Below are 18,667 nucleotides of genomic sequence, written 5' to 3'. Positions count from 1 at the left end.
TTACGTTTTTATCCAATGTTGTGCTGAAATGATTCATGCTTCCAATAAGGGACGAGAACCCCAAGCCGCCGGGATACAAGCCAAAGATGACAATTGCCCTTATTGCTGCAAATGTTATCATTTTCTTCTTTGAGGTTCTAGTGACCGGACAGTTTTTCGAGTTTTCCAATAATCGGGCAGCTGCTCTATTCTATGATTGGGGAGCGGTTCCTGCATGCATTGCAGGTGAGCAGATTCTATCAATCCAGGGATCAGAGATCTCTTGCCCTGCCGAATCCATGGTTACTTTGCTTAGTTCCACATTTTTGCACGGAGGCCTCATGCACCTTGGCGGCAACATGTTGTTTTTGTGGATCTTTGGCGACAACATTGAGCTAAAGTTTGGCAGGCTGAAATTCCTTGGCATCTATTTGATGTGGGGAATAGTGGCAGGACTAGTCCATATTGTGGGCGATATCAACAGTGCAATTCCTGCAGTGGGTGCATCTGGTGCCATATCTGGAATCCTTGGCGCATATCTGGTAATGTTTCCGCGCGCCAAAATTACCACCTTTATGATGCTTGGATTTTTCATGCGAATGACCCACGTTTCTGCAAAGTGGTTCCTGCCTTTCTGGTTGATATTCCAAAACTTGCTTCCAATGTTCATTGGAGGATTTGGCTTTGGATCAGGTGGTGTTGCATATTTGGCGCACATTGGAGGATTTGTAATAGGGCTGGCAACTGGATATGCCTACAAAAAAATGCGCAGCTCCGAGTTCAGCTATGGAGCCAGATATGGTTCAAGATATGGCTGGAAGGGCGATGTCTGACATAGGCATAAATCCAAGACAAGAAAAATTTCTATCATGCCAATAATTACCGTCTCAATGTATCCTGGCAGGACCACGCAACAAAAGGAAGACTTTGCAAAGGCAGTGACAAAGACTGCAGTTGAAATCCTAAAGACAAAGGAATCTCATGTTATAGTGGTCTTTGAGGACAATCCAAAAGAAAACTGGTACCTAGCAGGCAGCCCCCTATAGGGTGCCCTAGTCTTTTTATCTGAATTATTATTTTATAATGTGATGAAAGTTGCTCTGGTGCAGTTCAAGGCGTACACTGACAAAAATCACAATCTGAAAAAAATCATCCAGTACATTTCAGATGCTGCAAAAAAAGGAGCAGAACTGTGTGCATTTCCGGAATACATGATGTTCTATACCACATCCAACCAATCAGCAAAACAACTAGCAAAGCAGGCAGAGCCAATCAATGGTAATTTCATTCAACAAATAGCAAATGCTGCCAAGAAAAACAAAATCCAGGTTATCGGAACAATATACGAGACTGCCAAGAAAAAAGACCGCGTCTATGATACTGCATTTCTGATAAACAAATCCGGCAAGGTAGCCTCGACATATCGAAAAATTCACCTGTATGATGCACTTGGCTTCAAAGAATCAAACAAGCTAGTGCCAGGTCATGTCATTGCAGCGCCAACAAAAACTACACTTGGAAAAATAGGTTTGCTCATATGTTATGATTTGAGATTCCCAGAAATGTCTCGAACATTGGCGTCTTCTGGCTCTGAAATCTTGGTTGTGCCGTCTGCATGGGTGCAGGGTCCAAATAAAGAAGAGCACTGGATCACACTAAACAAAACTCGCGCAATAGAAAACGGATGCTATGTCATTGCTCCAGGGCACCTTGGAAACATTTACTGCGGGCGAAGCCTAGTTGTGGACCCATATGGTAAGATTCTACTGGACATGAAACACAAATCGGGAATTGGAATTGTAAATATTTCGATGGACTTGGTAAAAAAGACTAGACTCTCGTTGCCGCTCCTCAAAAACAGAAGGACCGACATCTATTCCGATCTCAGTCTTTAGGCTTTCTTGTTGGGCAGTTGAAATTAGCGCACTGCTTTAGCCATTTCTGCTTTCTGGAATATCGATAAAGAATCATCGGCCAATTACACTCCACACATGGTGACTTGGTAGCGTAAATCATTGCCTTTTGAAGCATTGGGGAAGATGCTTTGCATCCGTTGTAATAGTTGGAGCATCCCATGAATCTTTTTTTTGTCTTCCTTGATCGAATAACCATCAGTTTCCCTACCTTGCAGCTGGGACACACCACGAGTCCGTTCTTTGGCTCGTTTGATCCCAGAATTATGTACTTTTTTTTGCTAGCAGACCAGGAAAGAAAGCTGTTTGCGTCATAATACTGGCGCATCTCGGTTTGCAGCTTGGCAATATTGCTTTTTGTCACACGTACTTTGCCAAGTTTTTTTGTTTTTTTGATGGGTTTTGCAACTAGGAGGGCCTTTACTTGTTTTTTCAACTGTATGATATTCCGTGAAGAATTTTTATATGGATTTGGTCGGAAAGTCTTGTGGAAAAGGTCTGCGTTCTTGGCGCTGGTAGCACCAAATATGGAAAATTAGACGATAGCATTACCGATATTACAATTCAAGCCTCAATTGGCGCAATAGAGAGCGCAGGAATCGATCCAAAAGAGATTCAGGCAGGTTATATCTCCAATGTCTTTGGAGTTGCAGACAAGCAGGTTCACCTAGGACCTGTAGTCATGAGCAATCTGGGAATTCCAGAAAAACCATCATTATCTATCGAGTCTGCATGCGGCTCTGGCTCTGTATCATTTAGAGAGGCGTTTGCAAATGTTGCAGCAGGATTTTACGATGCGGTACTGGTTGCCGGAACAGAAAAGGTAACTCACACCGGCACAGAATGGACCACAACTTACTTTTCATATTGCTCTGATTTCTTCTATGAGGGTGGTGCAGGTGCATCATTCCCTGGACTGTTTGCATCAATGGCACGTGCGTATCTGAATGAATTCAAGGCAACAGAGGAAGACTTGGCAGCAGTCGCAGTGAAAAACCATGAAAATGGCTTGCTAAATCCAAAGGCACACCTCAGAAAGAAAATCTCAATCGATGATGTGATGAAGTCAGCAGTTGTGGCAAGCCCACTAAAACTATATGATTGCTGTCCGTTCTCTGATGGCGCAAGCGCAGTCATACTGTGTTCTGAGAAATTTGCAAAAGAGCATTCCAAGAATTATGTTAATGTAATAGGATCCGGAAGGGGTGGATCACCTGCAACACTGCAAGGCAGAGACCACATGACCACAATCCCAAGCACAAAGCTTGCCGCACAGGCAGCATACAAGATGGCAGGAATTACTGCAAAAGACATTGACTTTGCAGAGGTTCATGACTGCTTTACCATTGCCGAAGTGGTAGACACTGAAGACCTGGGATTCTTTGAGAAAGGAACAGGAGTGCAAGCAGTGCGAGAGGGAAGAACTGCAAGAAATGGTGACATTCCAATCAATCCGTCTGGCGGACTAAAGGCAAAGGGTCATCCAATAGGCGCAACAGGTGTCGGACAGGTAGTTGAGGTTTTTGAGCAATTAACAGGAAAGGCAGGTGAGCGCACCGTAAAGGACGCAAAAATCGGCCTGACCCACAACTTTGGCGCAACCGGTGCAAGCTGCGCAGTTCACATTTTCCAAGGCGTGTAATCTGCCTTGTCAATGAAGCAAGAATTCGTAGATGCAGTCAAGTCAGGCAAGGTTCTTGCCAAAAAGTGCACCAAGTGCTCGCATTTGCACCTGGCAACAGTATACTTTTGCCAAAACTGTGGGGCAAAGGGCTTTGTAAATGAAATACTAAACGGTACGGGAACGGTTGCAACCTATACAATAATCACGGTTCCGCCTGCCGGCTTTGAGAAATACACTCCATATGCATGGGTTGTAATGAAAATTGACGACTCTGAGCTACGTGTATCTGGCTTTTTGGGTGGAATTGGATCGCCATCACAGCTTCCAATGGGCTCTAGGATCAAAATAACTGGCTACGATGATCGCGGAATCCTTTTAGAAAAACAGTAAACCATTTTTTACCGAATCAATCGGAAAATTCAAAAAAGATTCTTAATAGTTTTGCAAAATCACATCCTGTATGTCAGTTGATGTGACCTGTGGAAAATGTGGAGCAAAGATCGCAAACATGAAAATGCTAAAGCCCGTCAAGGACGTAATGAAACATTACAATTCCAAATGTCCATCTTGTGGCCAGGCCCTGTCGACCTCCGAGTTTTCGATCGACGTAAACAAAAACTGATCAAAAAAAGTTTGTTTTAGATCACTTCACAAGTCTTATTTAGGACTGATCTCACGCTATATTCATGAGCGTTGAGGCTGCCGGAATGATCGATCCTAAAAAGTCCGGCGGAATCTTACAATCTACATCAAAACGCGTAAGAATGATCTTCTCTGTCATGGCAAGTCCAAACAGAATTGATATCCTAAGAATCCTAAACTCCAAAGGCCCACTGACATATTCTGAGCTAAAGTCACTTGCCGGATTCAAGTCCAAAAAGGAAAGCGGAAAATTTGCATATCACTTGAGAAAATTACTAAGACAGTCCCTTGTCGCACTAAACAAGTCTGAGCGACGTTACACCATTACAAACCTTGGAAAACTGGTACTAAGCTTGGCCCGCCAAATAGAAGAACGCTCTATCATAGAGTCTGGCAAAATGTATGTGCGAACCTCACATGAATCAATTGAGGAATTTAACTCTCATAAAATCATCCAGTCACTAGTCCGGGAAGGAAGCCTTCCACTAGAGCTGGCGCAAAAAATCACAGAGGAAGTCGAAAACCGCATCTACAAATACCAAACAACATACCTCACAGGCTCGCTAATCCGCGAGATGGTCAATTCTGTACTATTGGAGCACGGCCATGAGGAATACCGCAACAAACTCGCACGCCTAGGCATGCCTGTGTTTGATATCCAGGAAATGCTCACAAATGTCGATAATATCGACAATGGCGCACAGGGGTTATTCTTCAAGTCTGGTCAGACCATATTTGCAGAGTCTTTACTGCTAAATGCGCTTCCAAAGGACGTTGCAGACTCGCACCTCTCAGGCGACATTCACATCTCAAATCCGGGAATCTGGTCGCTATTGCCTGATACAATATTCTTTAACATAAAGGAGCTGATCGAGGACGGAATTGATCTAAAAGGAAAATTCCTCGGAGTTAGCAGACTTGCCACAATAAAGACGCTGGACAATCTAATGTCATCGCTTTCCATGATCGTATCTTTGGCATCAAAGGAGGCCTCTCGAGAGATAATCATGGATGGGCTGGTACAATTGTGCGCAAAGCATGCAAAGAACGTCACAGAACTAGAAGAAAAGCTGGTGGCAGCACTGGTCACCTCCTCCACATCATCCAAATACACCAAAGAGCCAACACTGGTTTCATTTAGAATCGAGCTTGGTGCAGAACCAAAACTAGTTGGTGCAATACTAAATGCATACAAGAACTATGTCAAGATGACACCAGTACCACAGGTTGGACTGATAATAGATTATTCCGCAGGCAAAGTCTCAGATGTATCACAAACAATTTCTGAAATCATATCCATTGGTGGAAAGGTTTTGTTCTCAAAGGACGAAACATCATACAGCGGAATCACTCGCATCAAGGCAAAGAACAGCACATCATCCATAAACTTGCAATCACTTACGATCAACCTGCCAAGACTTGCATTTGAGTCAAACAAGGACGAGACATATTTCAGAGCAAGACTTGCCTTACTGATGAAGCCAGCACTTGCTGCAATGTCTTTGCGCAAAAAAGACATCTCCGATCTAACCAGACGTGGACTAAACCCGGTGCTTGCAGCAAACACGCAATACATGCAGAGAAGCTCAGTGGGCTTGGTAGTGAATCTAGTAGGACTAAAGGAAGCAGTCTTTAACATTTTAGGCTATTCGGACGACAAAGAAGGGCGCGACATCATCTATAAGGTACTGCAAACGGCAGTCGATGTTGCCGAAAAGAAGGGCAAGGAAATGGGTGACTCTGTTATTGTAACCATGACTGAATCCGATGGAATTGCCAGATTTAGCTCACTTGATGGCGACAAGTACGGTAAGATGTCTGTTCTCAAGTCGCTAGATACGGAATTTTACTCACAAGGTGTGCTTGTTTTAGCCTCAGAAATGGACTCGCTAAACGCCAAGTCGGAAAAGATCGCAGACGCCAACAAGACAGCCAAGATCCTAAACGGAGGCTTGTTGGTACAACTAAGATTTGAGCGTGACTCCAAGGTAGAGGAGATCAAAAAGGCAATAGAGAAGGCAGGCGATCTTGTAGGCTCGTTCAGACCAAGCAAGGACGTTCCTATATGTGGTAACTGTGGCTTCAAAGACGAAAAGCTATTCGAGAAATGCCCATCCTGCAAGTCGCCATACATTATCAGCTGAATCTGAAAATCGCAACATCTATTTTTGTGGAATAAAAGCTATGACTCCTTGAATGATCGATCAATTTTCAAATTAACGCAAATCGTTTTCATGTCCACGAATGACCTAAATGAAAATTCTCGTAACGGTGTAAAACTTGTTGAGCTAAAATCTGAAAGTTTTCGGCGTCACGGTTATATCCAAACCGATTATACCTAGTGAGGGGAGACATAATGACAACAGATTTTTCTCAAATTGAAAGTTCGATCGTTGACGTAAAGAAACGCGACGGTAGAATTACAGCATTTAATAAAGAAAAGATCACAAATGCGATCTACAAGGCTCTGGTGGCAAACGGCCAGCCAGACCGCAAAATAGCTGATGACTTGACCAGCGGGGTGTTGAACAAGCTTATCCAACAGGGATTTGCTGCATCACACCCACCAAGCGTCGAAGACGTCCAAGACATGGTCGAGTCAACGCTAATCGAAAAAGGCTATGGCGAAATTGCCAAAGCCTACATCTTGTATAGACACGAGCGTCGCAAGGTGCGAGAAGACAAGATGAAGGTACTCAACACCAAGACACTAGACAATGTTTCAAAATCATTTGATCTGAACTGCCTGAGGGTCTTGGCATCAAGATACCTACTTAGAAACAACAAAAACGAAATCACAGAAAGCCCAAGCCAAATGTTTGAGCGAGTTGCAATTCTGGTCGGCGTGGGTGATATCCTGTACGACTCGGAATTATATGTCAGAGAGGGAGGGGCACACCAGGACGCAGAAGAGGCAAGAAAATATCTAAGCAAGCTTGATGACTTTGATTACAAATTCAAAATAGGGCAATACTATCTGAACAAGTATCATTTCAGAGGTCTGATAAACCAGTATGCATATCTTGCAAAGCGCGGCCAAATGAAAAAGAGCTTCAAAGAAGTTCTGACATTGCTGGCAGCAAAAAAGTTTGAGCAATATGCAGACCGCATAGGCGAATACTATACCCTCATGACAGAGCAGGACTTTTTGCCAAACTCACCAACAATGATGAATGCCGGAGCACGCCTAGGACAACTGTCTGCGTGCTTTGTGCTTGGCATGCCTGATGACATGGGAGATATAATGAAGTCCACATCAGACGCGGCACTAATCTTCAAGTCCGGCGGAGGAGTTGGAATCAACTATTCTGACCTAAGGCACGAAGGCGATATTGTTGCATCAACATCTGGTGTTGCATCAGGACCTGTGTCCTTCATGAATATTATCAATACCGTAACCGAAGTAGTAAAGCAAGGCGGCAAAAGACGCGGCGCAAACATGGGAATCCTAGAAGCATGGCACCCAGACATTGAAAAATTCATCACAAACAAAACCAAGGACGGAATCCTGGAGAACTTTAATGTCTCAGTCGGAGTATGGGAGGACTTTTGGTCTGCACTAGTAGATAGCACAGACGGAAAATACACACTCCGCAGTCCACGCGACAGAGTTCCAGTAAAAGAAATCAATGCACACCAGCTAATTGATCTGATTGCATTATCTGCATGGAAGAGCGCAGAGCCTGGCTTGATATTCTTTGATAATATCAACAAGTACAATGTGTTTGCAAAGGCGCGCGGTGGGCCACTACGAGCTACAAACCCGTGCGGCGAGCAGTCACTATACCCATACGAGTCATGCAACTTGGGCTCTATCAATCTGGCAAATCTTGTAAAAAGAAAGGCAGATGGCCAATTCGAATTTGACTGGCAAAGATACGAGGAAACCGTCCGCAAGACAACCAGATTCTTGGACAATGTAATTGACATGAATCACTACCCGGTGCCGGAAATCGATCAGGCATCAAAGGAATCCCGACGAATAGGCCTTGGCGTAATGGGCGTTGCAGATCTGCTATACAAGCTGAGAATTCCATACAACTCCAAAGAAGGATACGAATTCCAGTTCAAGCTGGCAGAGGCACTAACGTACTATTCCATGGAAGAAAGCGTAGCGCTTGCTCGTTCCAGAGGCGAATTTGATCTGTGCGGAAAAACCGAGTTCCCAGAAGGAAAGATTCCAGTCTCTGGGTACTATGAAAAGCCAAAAGGAGAGCACTACTATGACTGGGACGCACTAATATCTAAGATCCAAAAGCACGGCATACGAAACGTTCTGACCACAACAGTGGCACCAACCGGAACCTTATCCATGATAGCAGACTGCTCAAATGGAATGGAGCCAACATTTGCTCTAGTGTTTGAGAAACGCGTAACAGTAGGACGCTTTTTCTACACCAACAAGATCTTTGAGCAAGTACTCCGAGAAAATGGGCTGTACTCTGATGAACTGTTGGCAAAAATCGCTGACAACTATGGCTCGGTTCGAGGCCTAGCAGAGGTTCCAGAATGGATTCAAAACATCTTTGTCACTGCAATGGATATACACTGGTCTGACCATCTGATGGCGCAGGCAGTATGGCAAGAATGGATTGGAAATGCTATAGCCAAGACAATCAACATGCCACATGATGTTTCCGCAGACGATGTAAAGGCTGCATATCTGTTGGCTCATGAGCTAGGACTAAAGGGAATTACTGTATACAGAGATGGCTCTAGACACACCCAGGTACTGCACATGACTAGCGAGAATGCACAGAAAACATTTGATGTCGTGCCAAGCTCGTTCTTGCACGAATTCATCAGCAAGAGCATCAAGAACAACTATGTTCGAGCGCAGGTCAACAATGCACTACAACTAAAGATTCCAGAGGAACCATTGTTAGAGTCTGGAGTTAAGGAAGAAATATCAGAAGATATGCTTTGTCCATCCTGCAAGAACGCACTAGTGTTCGTTGAGGGATGCAGCATCTGCATAGAGTGCGGATTCTCCGGATGCACATCTGGATAATCCCAGCCTAATTCTTTTATTATCACTTTTTTCATTTGTTTTGTGGACAAGAAAGTCTTTTTAGCAATTGGAATAGCACTAGTAGCGGCAATTGCTGTCTTGGTAGCACTGCCTGGTGGCACGCAAGAAAACCCGTTTCCTACATTGCAAAAAAATGACAAGCTAGGGCTAATAGTAAATACGCCAACGCAACAAGTAACATTAGACCAAATAAAGCAGGTCTACTCCAGGGCAGACGAGTCTGGTGCCGGCAGGACGAACCTGTACATGTTTTGGAATGGTGTGGAGCCGGAGCAGGAAAAATACAACTGGAAGGACACTGACATTTTGATGAGCCTAAACAAGAACAATGATCTCCAAGTCACACTATACTTTTCAATAATAAACGGCCGAACCGTAGGGCCATATCCTGCATGGATGGGAACCCCTGGCTTTGGGACATCGCTTGAGCAAAAGGCGACTAGAACAATTGATGCCGTGCTGACTAGATATGATGGTGTCATAGATAATGTGATAATTGGCGCGCAGCTTGACTCTTACTTTGATGATGCAGAAGGAAGCGTTGGGCTATACAAGGAATCATTTAACAACATTTACGCAGAACTAAAGCAAAAACATCCTGATGTAAAAATAGGAAATGCATTTTCACTGAATAATGTCCTAAACAAGAACCTACAAAACTATGTAACTGAATTTGCAGAGACTGGCGATTTCGTGGCATTTACGTATCTGCCGGTGGATAGAATCAATGATATCACAAAAACGCCTGCAGAAGCGCAGGCAGACCTGCAAAAGGCACTGGAACTAGTCCCAAACAATCAGATAGCATTCTTTGAGCTTAGCTGGAGCACGGCAAGCGACATTAATGGCTCTGAGGAAAACCAGGCGGAATTTATCAAACTGGCATATGAGTTTTACAGGCAAAACCATTCCAAGATAGAATTTTTCAACTGGTACCGCACATATGATAGGCCTGCAGGAAGCTGTGTAATAGATCAAAAGTTTGACCAATCTTCTACTGTATCCCTGACAAACAATGATCAATATGTACGGGAAAGACTGGGCAGCTATACCTGCAATGCCGGTCTGATCAAGACTGACAATTCTGCTAAATCTGGCTGGTCTGAGCTAAAAAACCAGATCCGGGCAAGCTAAGATGTTATCTTTGGTAATAGCAGAGGCATCGCTCGAACTGGTCCCAAAGGAGTTGTACAACCACAACGCCATTACATCATACTGTAGAAAGATGGGAAAAAGACCGTCCGAGATTTTATTGGATAATTCGTGGCACTTTGGCGCAATGAAGGGCCTAAAAAATGAGATAAAGCGAGGACGACCGGACTTGGTACATTTTTGCCTGCTTGAAGCATGTACCATACCATTGTATGAAGAAGACGAAGTCTCTGTCTATGTTCATACAATCGATGACAAGGTCATAACAGTTGGCGAGCGGGTCAGATTCCCAAAATCATATCACAGATTTGCAGGAATAATGGAGCAGCTCTTTGAGCAACGAGTGATAAAATCAGAAGATCAGAAATTATTTGAGATACAAAACATGACATTTTCTGGATTAATTGACAAAATAGCACCAGACCAGGTAATCGGACTATCACAAGAAGGTGAGCCGAGCACCTATTCCCAGGTTGCAAAGACATGCACTGATGAGACCTGTCTTGTGATTGGCGGCTTTCCAAAAGGTGAATTCTTTGATTCTACCAAAAAAAGAATCGACTCGTTACTATCAGTTGATGACAATCCACTGGAAGCGCATGTGGTGGTTGCACGCACTTTGTACGAGTACGAAAAAACCATTTTTATGTAGGCGCAAAACGTTTCAACTTTGTGCGGCCGTAGTATAGCCTGGTAGTACGCTGGACTTCCAATCCCGTTACCCGGGTTCAAATCCCGGCGGCCGCATCTATTCTATGGGATAGTAGTTAGAAGGTAGGATTTTGCACTTTTCCGTTCTAGAGTAATGGTTAGATCAAAAAGTACCTTCACAGTGAATTTCTGCGTAAATGTTAAATCATATATGTCGATGGCGTCCTTAATGAAAAACGCTAGTTTTTACATCCTAGCCATTCTTGTTTTTGGCTTGATGGGCAATCCATTATCACAACACGCCTTGAACTACCAAGACAAGACTAATGACAATCTCAATGTCCTAGGAGTAAATGCTTTTGCTGAATCTGACGACGATGAACAGGATTCTGAAATTCTTGATAATGAACAAGGAAACGAATCAGAGGATGAGACCGAAGACGAATCAGAGGATGAGACCGAAGACGAATCAGAGGATGAGACCGAAGACGAATCAGAGGATGAGACCGAAGACGAATCAGAGGATGAGACCGAAGACGAAGAAGGCACGGAAGATAACAAAGATGACGAATCTGACACAGACAACAATGGCCAAGACAGACAAAAATCTGAAGCAAAAACAGAGCAGATAATATCAAAACTAGAACAGAAAATCGAACAACTAGAGCAGAGAATTCAATCTCTTCTTGAAAAGGTTCAGAATGGCAAGTACTTTGGCAATCTAGAAAACACAGACCAGACAACAAAATCTTATACAATGTCCTTTGATGGAACTGCAACATCCATACAAGATCAGGGAGTTTCTGCACCTGTGTCTGCCGATATCTTTGTTGAAACTCTAGTAACTAAAGACGGCTATAGCAAACTTCGAGTAACTGGTGGCCAAGTCGATATTGGACAAACAACTTATGATATTGTCTTTGGCAAAGCCAGAGTTACAGATAACTCGTCAGATCAAGGAAGTTTCATTCTTCTTGTAGCGGAAGTAATGGATGACAATGGTGATATCACCACAATACGAATGAATCTTGATTCAGCACAATCATTTCAAATGGCAGACACACAGCCAATAGACTTGCAAATAGGCAGCCCGCAGAGCAAGATTGCAGGCCAATGGTTCTTGGAAGGAACAGGCAGTCTGTCCTCTTAATTTTTTTATTTGAGATATCTTTTGTGAGGTTTTACACCCAGTCATAGGCAGGGCAATCCAAATCCTACTTTGACTTAAAATAAACAAAGCCTCAATCCAAAGACATGGGTTTAGCCCAAAAATATGGAAATGAACGCCTAGGCTACATTTTTGCAGTTTTAGCAGCAATAATGTTTGGCTCCGTATCGACACTGGCAAAACCTCTCGTGTCTACTGTGAATCCGCTATTGCTGTCTTCTATGATTTACTTGATTGCAGCTGCAACACTAACACCGCTAGCGCAAAAACAATCGTTTCCTCGAACTAAGAAAAATTATCTTTTGATACTTGCAATATCTTTGTGTGGTGCTGTAATTGCACCTAGTCTGTTTTTTGTTGGATTAATGCACGCCTCTGCTTCAGATGCCGCACTAATCGCAAATGGGGAAGTGTTCTTCTCGGTTTTACTAGCAATTTTATTTTTCAAAGAAAGGTTGGGAAAAATTGGTTACATCTCAGCAGCACTGATTTTGGCAGGGATGATCATAGTCACAACTGATCTGAATTTCTCAGACTTTACCTTACAGCAAATACACTATCCCGACTGGCTGTTGATTCTCTCAATGCTGTTCTGGGGAATAGATAACAACCTGAGTCGAATACTTGCACAGAAAATCAACGTCGCAAAAATAGCACAAATCAAGTCTGCAATGGGTGGTATGATCCTATTTGGTATTGCAGTGTTTGGCTTTGGTGTGCCACTAAACGTGCAGCTGTCCCAAATTCCGCCAATTCTTGTGCTTGGAATAGTAGGATTTGCGGCCTCATTGTACTTTTTCATGCAGAGCCTAAAGCGAATCAATACAGTAAGGACTGCTTTGATATTTTCACTGTCGTCTGTTTTTGGGCTGGCTGCCGCATCTGTCTTTTTACAAGAGCAAATCAGCTGGTATCAAATCATGGCTGCTGGGATTATGATTCTTGGGATTTATCTTATGAATAGGAAAGAATCCATGATTAATCCCGTTTGATTTTGATTTTTTATATGATTATTATTATGATGTAGTCAAACAGAGGTGTGCTTTAGCTCCCCATCTGCATCAAAATGGTGCGGCGTGGCCTCATCTTTTTTTCCAAAATAGATCAGTTGGTCTGCAAATGTAACTTTCTGTTTAGTATCTTTGTCTGCACGGACTGGCTCATCCAAGGTTCCAATAATTGTGAAGAATGGATCAAGCGAATCATCATTTGTCACACTGATTGATATTGTTGTTCCTTTGATTTCTGCAGTTCCTTTGTCAAAAGAAATCCCAGTAATGCCAATAATCAGCTTTCCATCCGAAACGTCAAATTTTTCCAAATTTGTATCTTTGACTGGAATCATCTTTAAAGTGATTTCTGCAGCCTTCGAAAGCGAACGTGATCCTTCGTAAGCAGTTCCATGAACATCAAGCTCAAACTCGGAATTTTCCAGTGATTTCATCAGATTAGAGCCTTTGTTTGTAGTGTGTTTGATTGTGAGTTTTTGTTCAGGATCGTTTGGCTTCTCTGTCATCTCAGCATCTGGTTTTGTTTGCGGAGTTTCGCTGGGCTTGGTTTCAATCATTACATCATCTGATACTATCTGTTTTTGTTGTGTTGGCTGTGGAATGGAGTTCTGATTGACTGTTTTTGTTCCAAATATCTCATCATCAAAACCAAAGATCCAAATTCCTGCCACAAGCATACCTACGATAATAAGTATAGCAATCAATTGATAATTAATCGATTTTTGGGTTGTTTGCAATTATTCAAATTTCTTCTTTGATTCATTTAAAATATTCGAAAGAGTTGTCCACTCGATAGAATTTTAATTTATGACGTTTTGTACCCCGTTTTATGGTACACAAAATCTTTTTCGCTCTGAGTATGTTTGAAAGAATTATCTTCTCTCATCCCTCTAAGTAACTGTGAATAATCATACTGATGATAAATTTGGAATGAAAAACATCAGGACATTAGGCCTAGTTAGCTTTTTCACAGATTTCTCATCTGAAATGGTGTTTGGCATTTTGCCATATTTTGTCACAAGCACACTAGGCCTGTCTAGAACATTTCTAGGCCTACTTGATGGCTCATCTGAGCTTTCCAGTTATGCATTTAGAATGATATCGGGTACCATATCCGATAAAATTGGCAAAAGAAAACCACTTGTAATTCTTGGTTATGGATTGTCTACAATAAGCAAGCCGTTTTTCTCATTTGCAAATAACTGGTTTGATACATTTTTGATAAGAAATGCCGACAGGGTTGGAAAGGGAATACGAACCGCTCCACGCGATGCATTAATTTCTGAATCAGTACCAGACGCTAAACATGGAAAAGCATTTGGTTTACATCGAACACTAGATCAGCTTGGAGCAATAGCTGGGCCACTAGCGGCATTTCTCTTATTACAAATAGTCGACATTCGAACGATCTTTCTCTTCTCGTTAGTTCCAAGTGCTATTGCAGTTTTAATATTGATATTTTTAGTAAAAGAAAATACATCCAGCAAAATAGGCAACCCTGTAAAGATTTTTTCCTTATTTGGCAAGGCACTCAAAAATAACCGACCCTTTGTATTCTTTCTTGTAATAAGTGGGATATTTGGTGCTGGAGCATTCAATTTTTCATTTGTTTTGCTGCGCTCGTCCGAGCTCGGTGTGGAAAAAAACTATGTTCCTTTGGTGTATCTGGCAATAAATGTGGCCCATGCTGCAATCGGACTTCCAATCGGTGCATTATCTGATAGAATCCGAAAAGAATTTATCATTTTGATTTCTTATGGAATTTTTGGAATTTCTTTGTTTTTGATGAGTATTGCATATGATACTAGTACAGCATATGTAGTTGCGGCAGTCTTTGGGTTGTATCTTGGAATTTCAGAAACCGTTCAACGTGCAATAATTCCAAGATTTGTAGACCCCAATCTAAGGGGAACCGCGTTCGGAATTTACAATCTGGTTTCAGGAATAGCATTCTTTGCCGGAAATGTGATTTTTGGGTTTTTATGGGATTCATTTAATCTTGATGTCGCTCTGTGGTATAGTGGTGCGATCACTATGATGGCCATTTGTGGGCTGATTTTATTTATAAAAAAATTCAAGCCGATTGTTTTGTAAAAAACTAAATTTTTAGAATAAAAAATAAAAGATTGGGGGGTAAGATACAATGATCTTATCTAATCGTCGTCTGTTTCACCGTCTCCATCACTTTCCTCTACGTTATCGTCGTCTGTTTCACCGTCTCCATCACTGGCTTCCACATTGTCATCATCGAATTCTCCATCGCCATCTCCATTTTGGCCCTCGGCAGTTACGTTATCGTCGTCTGTTTCACCGTCTCCATCAGATTCGTCAATTCCAATTGGGACTTGTTGTGGTATGGCGTTAGCAAATAAATTGGATGTCTGGGCTAGTACTCCTGCTAGTAAAACTGTGATTACTGTCAAGGAAAGTAAAGCATATCTGGTTTTCTTTGTTGTTATTTCCTGTCACCTCCAAAATAATTTATGGTAAAATTGCATATTACATTTGAGAGACACTCAGCTAACCAAGTTGTAATTTATATCAAAAAATGCACTTAATCTAAAACAACAATTAGCTGAGTGTACTAGCTACAATAATAAATTCAGGCCATTCATTGATATCATTGTCACAAAAGAAAATACTTGTTGCAGTAGATCGGTCTGATATGGACAAATCAGTAGTCAAGTCAGCATTAGATGTTGCACGCAATACTGACTCATCAATTATAATTCTAAGTGTAATAGATATTGCAAAATTTATCGCATCAGTAGGAGAATTAAACTATAATTCCATTATGGGTGAAGAAAAAGGATTAGAAAAATATCTACAAAACCTAATCAAAAACACCGCAAAAAACGACAAAAAAATAGAATTTCGAATTATGCAAGGAGATCCAGCAAGTAAAATCTGTGAATTTGCAAAGGAACTTGGCGCAAGTCTTGTAGTAATTGGAACAAGAGGTTTGGGCAAAATAAAATCCAAACTGTTGGGCAGCGTTTCAGAAAATGTAATTAAAAATTGTAATTGTTCTGTATTAATAGTTAGAAGTTAACCTATTATTTTTCAAAATTAAGGAAAACAATTGGAATTCTAGTAATTTTTTGATTTTTTATGTTTCTTTTTATGTTGTAATTTTGTATTGTCTTTAGCGTCTTTAATGCCTGACAGCTCTTTGGATTTTTTATGAGATACGAAAACTGGCTCAGATGATTTTTTTTCGGCATTGATTTGCAGTTTTACATTTTCGTTTGTTGTCTTGTGAGCTGATGGTTGTGCAAAAGCGTGGTAAGCTAGGGGAGAGCTAACCATTGCAATTGTCAGCACAAAGGCACATAGGATTCCAATTGTTTTCAGTTGGGTCATTGGTATTATTTACCATCAAAACTATAAAACAAATGTGAGACAAACGTCTAATCATTTTTGTTATTTTCAAATATTTGAGGATCAAGATTTTCTCACAAATGTGATCAATTAGCTGAGTGTATTACAACGATTAAATGTTCTACTAAAACAATTCATGCATTGGATGTCTTCGTTTGTTTTATTAGATACAAAAAAGATGATGATGAATGTGGATGATCAAAACAATACTGATAAAATTCTTCAATTTATCGAACAAAACCCTGGATGCCATCTCAGACAGATCAAAAGGGAATTGAAAATATCCATGGGAACACTACAATATCACTTGAATCTGCTTGAAAAAAATGGTAAAATTACGTCGGATAAGCATACACTTCACAGGCACTACTTTCCAATAGGACTATTCCAAGACAATGAAAAAAACATTCTAAAAATACTCAACAAGGAAACGGAACGGGATATCTTGATGTTCATTATAGAATGTAAAAACCCAACACAAACAGAGATCGTAGATGCAATTCAGATATCAGCACCATCTGTAAATTGGCACATTAACAACCTAATCCAGCTAGGTCTTCTAAGAGAAGAGCGTGATGGTAAATTCAAAAGATATGTGTTTTCTGGCAATCCAAATCACATAATTTCATTAATGAAGCGTTATCATACGTCAATATGGGACAAATGGAGTGGCAGGTTAGCAGAAATGTTCCTGTCTTTTAGTGGAGACAAAAGTCAATGATTCTGCAAAATATCTTGCTTCAAATTGGCAATATTGAGATTTCAGGAATAATAGATTTGGCAATAATGGTCTTCTCATTGTTACTACTTTCTCTTTCCTTGATTGCTTTTAAAAATACTGGATTGAAAAAAATCCTCTATGCTGCAGGCGCTTTTGGCTTGTTTGCAGTCAGTCTGTTCCTAGAATATGCTGAAGAGTCAACGGATTTTCTTGGCGGAATAGACATTGATTTTGTGGGCTCTGCAATAACTCTTGGAATTCTAATTCTGTTTTTCATTGCAATAGTGAAAAGAAGGTAATTCATTCTTACAAATAATACAGTTAGCTAAATACCTGATTTTTTTAATGACTATGCTATGAATATTTTTTTGAAATAGTTAGATAATTGTCTCTCAATTATAATATACTTTGGTAACATCTATTGCTTCATGCCAGACGAATCATGCAGAAATTGCGGCGGATCATTTGTAAGATGTGCAATCTGTGCACAATGCAGAGGAACAATTCAAAACATTTGTGTCAAGTGTGGAACGCGAACACTTGAACAAGTGCATAGCGATTGTTTCTGGCAAGTTGAAATATTTCAGACAATGACCGGACATGCAGTAGCTTAGAATGTAGGGGATTCTTTTCTACAAAGAAAAGAATTAATGATTAATCCAGTTTAAATGTGCACTTGATTTTAACTGGTAAGATCGATAAAGTAGTTTGGCATATCTACCAGAAATATTTTAACAAAACTTGAGAATCTTTCTTCATGAATAAGAAACTGGGAATATTGGTGGCAGTAGTTTTGTCTGTAGGCTTGTTAGGTAATGCATATGCGCATAAAAGCCAAGTAATTGATAATTACAAATTCGAAGTAGGATGGGACAAAGAGCCACCTATTGCAGGAAAATCAAACAATGTAGTGGTTATGGTGTCAAAGGCATCTGGTACTGATAAAAAAATGACAAAAGAAGGCAATGTTAAAAAATCTACTCTTGATGCCGATGCGACAAAACAGGGTACTAAAAAATATAAAAAATCGACTCAAAGCATGAACGCAAAAATAAAACCCATAGGGGTTACAGGACTAGCAGACACACTAGAAGTAGACATCACATTAAACGGACAGAAAACATTTCTAAACCTCGCGGAAGATAAGAAAAAACCAGGCACATACTATGGAGAATATTATCCACAAAAGGAAGGGTACCCAATAGTGCATCTCTATGGTGAAATCGATAAAAAAGAATACGAAATAACATTCCATCCCGAAAAAATAGTCTCAAGTGTAAGATGATTTGAATACAATACGTGAGAAATGATTTTGTAAAACACTGTCAACTCATAAGATTAGTTTTTTGTTGCGATGATCAAAAAATTCATTATGACAACTAATTTTAAAAACT

The 18,667-nt window shown here is 41.0% G+C and carries 21 protein-coding genes and 1 tRNA gene; 18 read left to right on the top strand and 4 right to left on the bottom strand.

Translation table 11 applies throughout. The features are described from left to right. Positions 1–35: 35 nt before the first annotated feature. Genes SU86_RS08455 through SU86_RS08445 form a run of 3 tightly spaced genes read left to right on the top strand, consistent with a single transcriptional unit; the run spans position 36 to position 1,874 of the window. Positions 36–812, top strand: a complete 777-nt coding sequence (locus SU86_RS08455; protein ID WP_048188749.1) for a rhomboid family intramembrane serine protease — start codon at positions 36–38, stop codon at positions 810–812. A 36-nt stretch (positions 813–848) separates the two neighbouring features. Further along, positions 849–1,025, top strand: coding sequence for a tautomerase family protein (locus SU86_RS08450; protein WP_048188748.1), 177 nt, complete (start codon positions 849–851; stop codon positions 1,023–1,025). 42 nt (positions 1,026–1,067) lie between these two features. Beyond that, positions 1,068–1,874 (top strand): carbon-nitrogen hydrolase family protein, encoded by an 807-nt coding sequence (locus SU86_RS08445; RefSeq protein ID WP_048188747.1) that lies wholly within the window; start codon positions 1,068–1,070, stop codon positions 1,872–1,874. Here SU86_RS08445 and SU86_RS08440 read toward each other — a convergent pair. Next, on the bottom strand, positions 1,864–2,334 hold the full coding sequence (locus tag SU86_RS08440) for a DNA topoisomerase (protein ID WP_048188746.1): 471 nt from the start codon (positions 2,332–2,334) through the stop codon (positions 1,864–1,866). The two genes, SU86_RS08445 and SU86_RS08440, sit on opposite strands and share 11 nt — an antisense overlap. A 45-nt stretch (positions 2,335–2,379) precedes the next feature. Between SU86_RS08440 and SU86_RS08435 the strand changes: the two genes are divergently transcribed. The 10 genes from SU86_RS08435 (at position 2,380) to SU86_RS08395 (ending at position 13,153) form a co-directional block, all read left to right on the top strand. After that, entirely contained in the window at positions 2,380–3,534 is a 1,155-nt protein-coding gene (locus SU86_RS08435) for a thiolase domain-containing protein (RefSeq protein WP_048188745.1), read from the top strand. Positions 3,535–3,546: 12 nt separating this feature from the next. Further along, positions 3,547–3,906 carry a Zn-ribbon domain-containing OB-fold protein gene (locus SU86_RS08430; protein ID WP_420887325.1) on the top strand — a complete coding sequence of 120 codons (360 nt, stop codon included), beginning with the start codon at positions 3,547–3,549 and terminating at the stop codon, positions 3,904–3,906. A gap of 70 nt (positions 3,907–3,976) precedes the next feature. Then, complete coding sequence (locus SU86_RS09965; RefSeq protein WP_177318934.1) at positions 3,977–4,138, top strand: hypothetical protein; 162 nt, start codon at positions 3,977–3,979, stop codon at positions 4,136–4,138. Positions 4,139–4,202: 64 nt separating this feature from the next. After that, complete coding sequence (gene nrdD / locus SU86_RS08425; RefSeq protein ID WP_082096231.1) at positions 4,203–6,302, top strand: anaerobic ribonucleoside-triphosphate reductase; 2,100 nt, start codon at positions 4,203–4,205, stop codon at positions 6,300–6,302. 212 nt (positions 6,303–6,514) lie between these two features. Next, the gene (locus SU86_RS08420) at positions 6,515–9,169 is read left to right on the top strand and encodes an adenosylcobalamin-dependent ribonucleoside-diphosphate reductase (protein ID WP_048188743.1); all 2,655 of its coding nucleotides are present in this window, start codon (positions 6,515–6,517) and stop codon (positions 9,167–9,169) included. Positions 9,170–9,211: 42 nt separating this feature from the next. Further along, a complete protein-coding gene (locus tag SU86_RS08415) occupies positions 9,212–10,324 on the top strand; it encodes a hypothetical protein (RefSeq protein ID WP_048188742.1) in 1,113 nt (370 codons plus the stop codon). Position 10,325: 1 nt separating this feature from the next. After that, the gene (locus SU86_RS08410; RefSeq protein WP_048188741.1) at positions 10,326–10,994 is read left to right on the top strand and encodes a ribosome biogenesis protein; all 669 of its coding nucleotides are present in this window, start codon (positions 10,326–10,328) and stop codon (positions 10,992–10,994) included. Between the two features lie 22 nt (positions 10,995–11,016). After that, positions 11,017–11,089: transfer RNA gene (locus tag SU86_RS08405), tRNA-Gly, on the top strand. Positions 11,090–11,222: 133 nt separating this feature from the next. Next, positions 11,223–12,143 (top strand): hypothetical protein, encoded by a 921-nt coding sequence (locus SU86_RS08400; RefSeq protein WP_052755652.1) that lies wholly within the window; start codon positions 11,223–11,225, stop codon positions 12,141–12,143. Between the two features lie 104 nt (positions 12,144–12,247). Further along, the gene (locus SU86_RS08395) at positions 12,248–13,153 is read left to right on the top strand and encodes a DMT family transporter (RefSeq protein WP_048188740.1); all 906 of its coding nucleotides are present in this window, start codon (positions 12,248–12,250) and stop codon (positions 13,151–13,153) included. A gap of 35 nt (positions 13,154–13,188) precedes the next feature. Here the strand turns inward: SU86_RS08395 and SU86_RS08390 are convergent, their stop codons facing one another. Beyond that, on the bottom strand, positions 13,189–13,908 hold the full coding sequence (locus tag SU86_RS08390) for a hypothetical protein (protein ID WP_148550865.1): 720 nt from the start codon (positions 13,906–13,908) through the stop codon (positions 13,189–13,191). Between the two features lie 163 nt (positions 13,909–14,071). On the opposite strand from SU86_RS08390, the gene SU86_RS08385 reads away from it, so the two are divergent. Next, positions 14,072–15,265 carry an MFS transporter gene (locus tag SU86_RS08385; protein WP_048188738.1) on the top strand — a complete coding sequence of 398 codons (1,194 nt, stop codon included), beginning with the start codon at positions 14,072–14,074 and terminating at the stop codon, positions 15,263–15,265. Positions 15,266–15,324: 59 nt separating this feature from the next. Here SU86_RS08385 and SU86_RS08380 read toward each other — a convergent pair whose 3' ends face one another. Beyond that, a complete protein-coding gene (locus SU86_RS08380; protein ID WP_048188737.1) occupies positions 15,325–15,594 on the bottom strand; it encodes a hypothetical protein in 270 nt (89 codons plus the stop codon). Positions 15,595–15,794: 200 nt separating this feature from the next. On the opposite strand from SU86_RS08380, the gene SU86_RS08375 reads away from it, so the two are divergent. Beyond that, on the top strand, positions 15,795–16,223 hold the full coding sequence (locus SU86_RS08375; RefSeq protein WP_048188736.1) for a universal stress protein: 429 nt from the start codon (positions 15,795–15,797) through the stop codon (positions 16,221–16,223). A 38-nt stretch (positions 16,224–16,261) separates the two neighbouring features. Here SU86_RS08375 and SU86_RS08370 read toward each other — a convergent pair whose 3' ends face one another. Continuing rightward, the gene (locus SU86_RS08370; protein ID WP_048188735.1) at positions 16,262–16,534 is read right to left on the bottom strand and encodes a hypothetical protein; all 273 of its coding nucleotides are present in this window, start codon (positions 16,532–16,534) and stop codon (positions 16,262–16,264) included. 163 nt (positions 16,535–16,697) lie between these two features. Here SU86_RS08370 and SU86_RS08365 point away from each other — a divergent pair, with 163 nt between their 5' ends. The 3 genes from SU86_RS08365 (at position 16,698) to SU86_RS08350 (ending at position 18,558) form a co-directional block, all read left to right on the top strand. Next, complete coding sequence (locus tag SU86_RS08365) at positions 16,698–17,273, top strand: winged helix-turn-helix transcriptional regulator (RefSeq protein ID WP_048188734.1); 576 nt, start codon at positions 16,698–16,700, stop codon at positions 17,271–17,273. Then, a complete protein-coding gene (locus tag SU86_RS08360) occupies positions 17,270–17,572 on the top strand; it encodes a hypothetical protein (RefSeq protein ID WP_048188733.1) in 303 nt (100 codons plus the stop codon). Before SU86_RS08365 ends, SU86_RS08360 begins: the two co-directional genes overlap by 4 nt. 458 nt (positions 17,573–18,030) lie before the next feature. Beyond that, complete coding sequence (locus SU86_RS08350; protein WP_048188731.1) at positions 18,031–18,558, top strand: hypothetical protein; 528 nt, start codon at positions 18,031–18,033, stop codon at positions 18,556–18,558. The last annotated feature ends 109 nt before the right edge of the window (positions 18,559–18,667 follow it).

Origin of the sequence: Candidatus Nitrosotenuis cloacae (assembly GCF_000955905.1) — an archaeon.
Classification (GTDB): domain Archaea; phylum Thermoproteota; class Nitrososphaeria; order Nitrososphaerales; family Nitrosopumilaceae; genus Nitrosotenuis; species Nitrosotenuis cloacae.
Note: the sequence above shows the minus strand (reverse complement) of the source record. Positions and strands in the feature narration are given on the sequence as shown.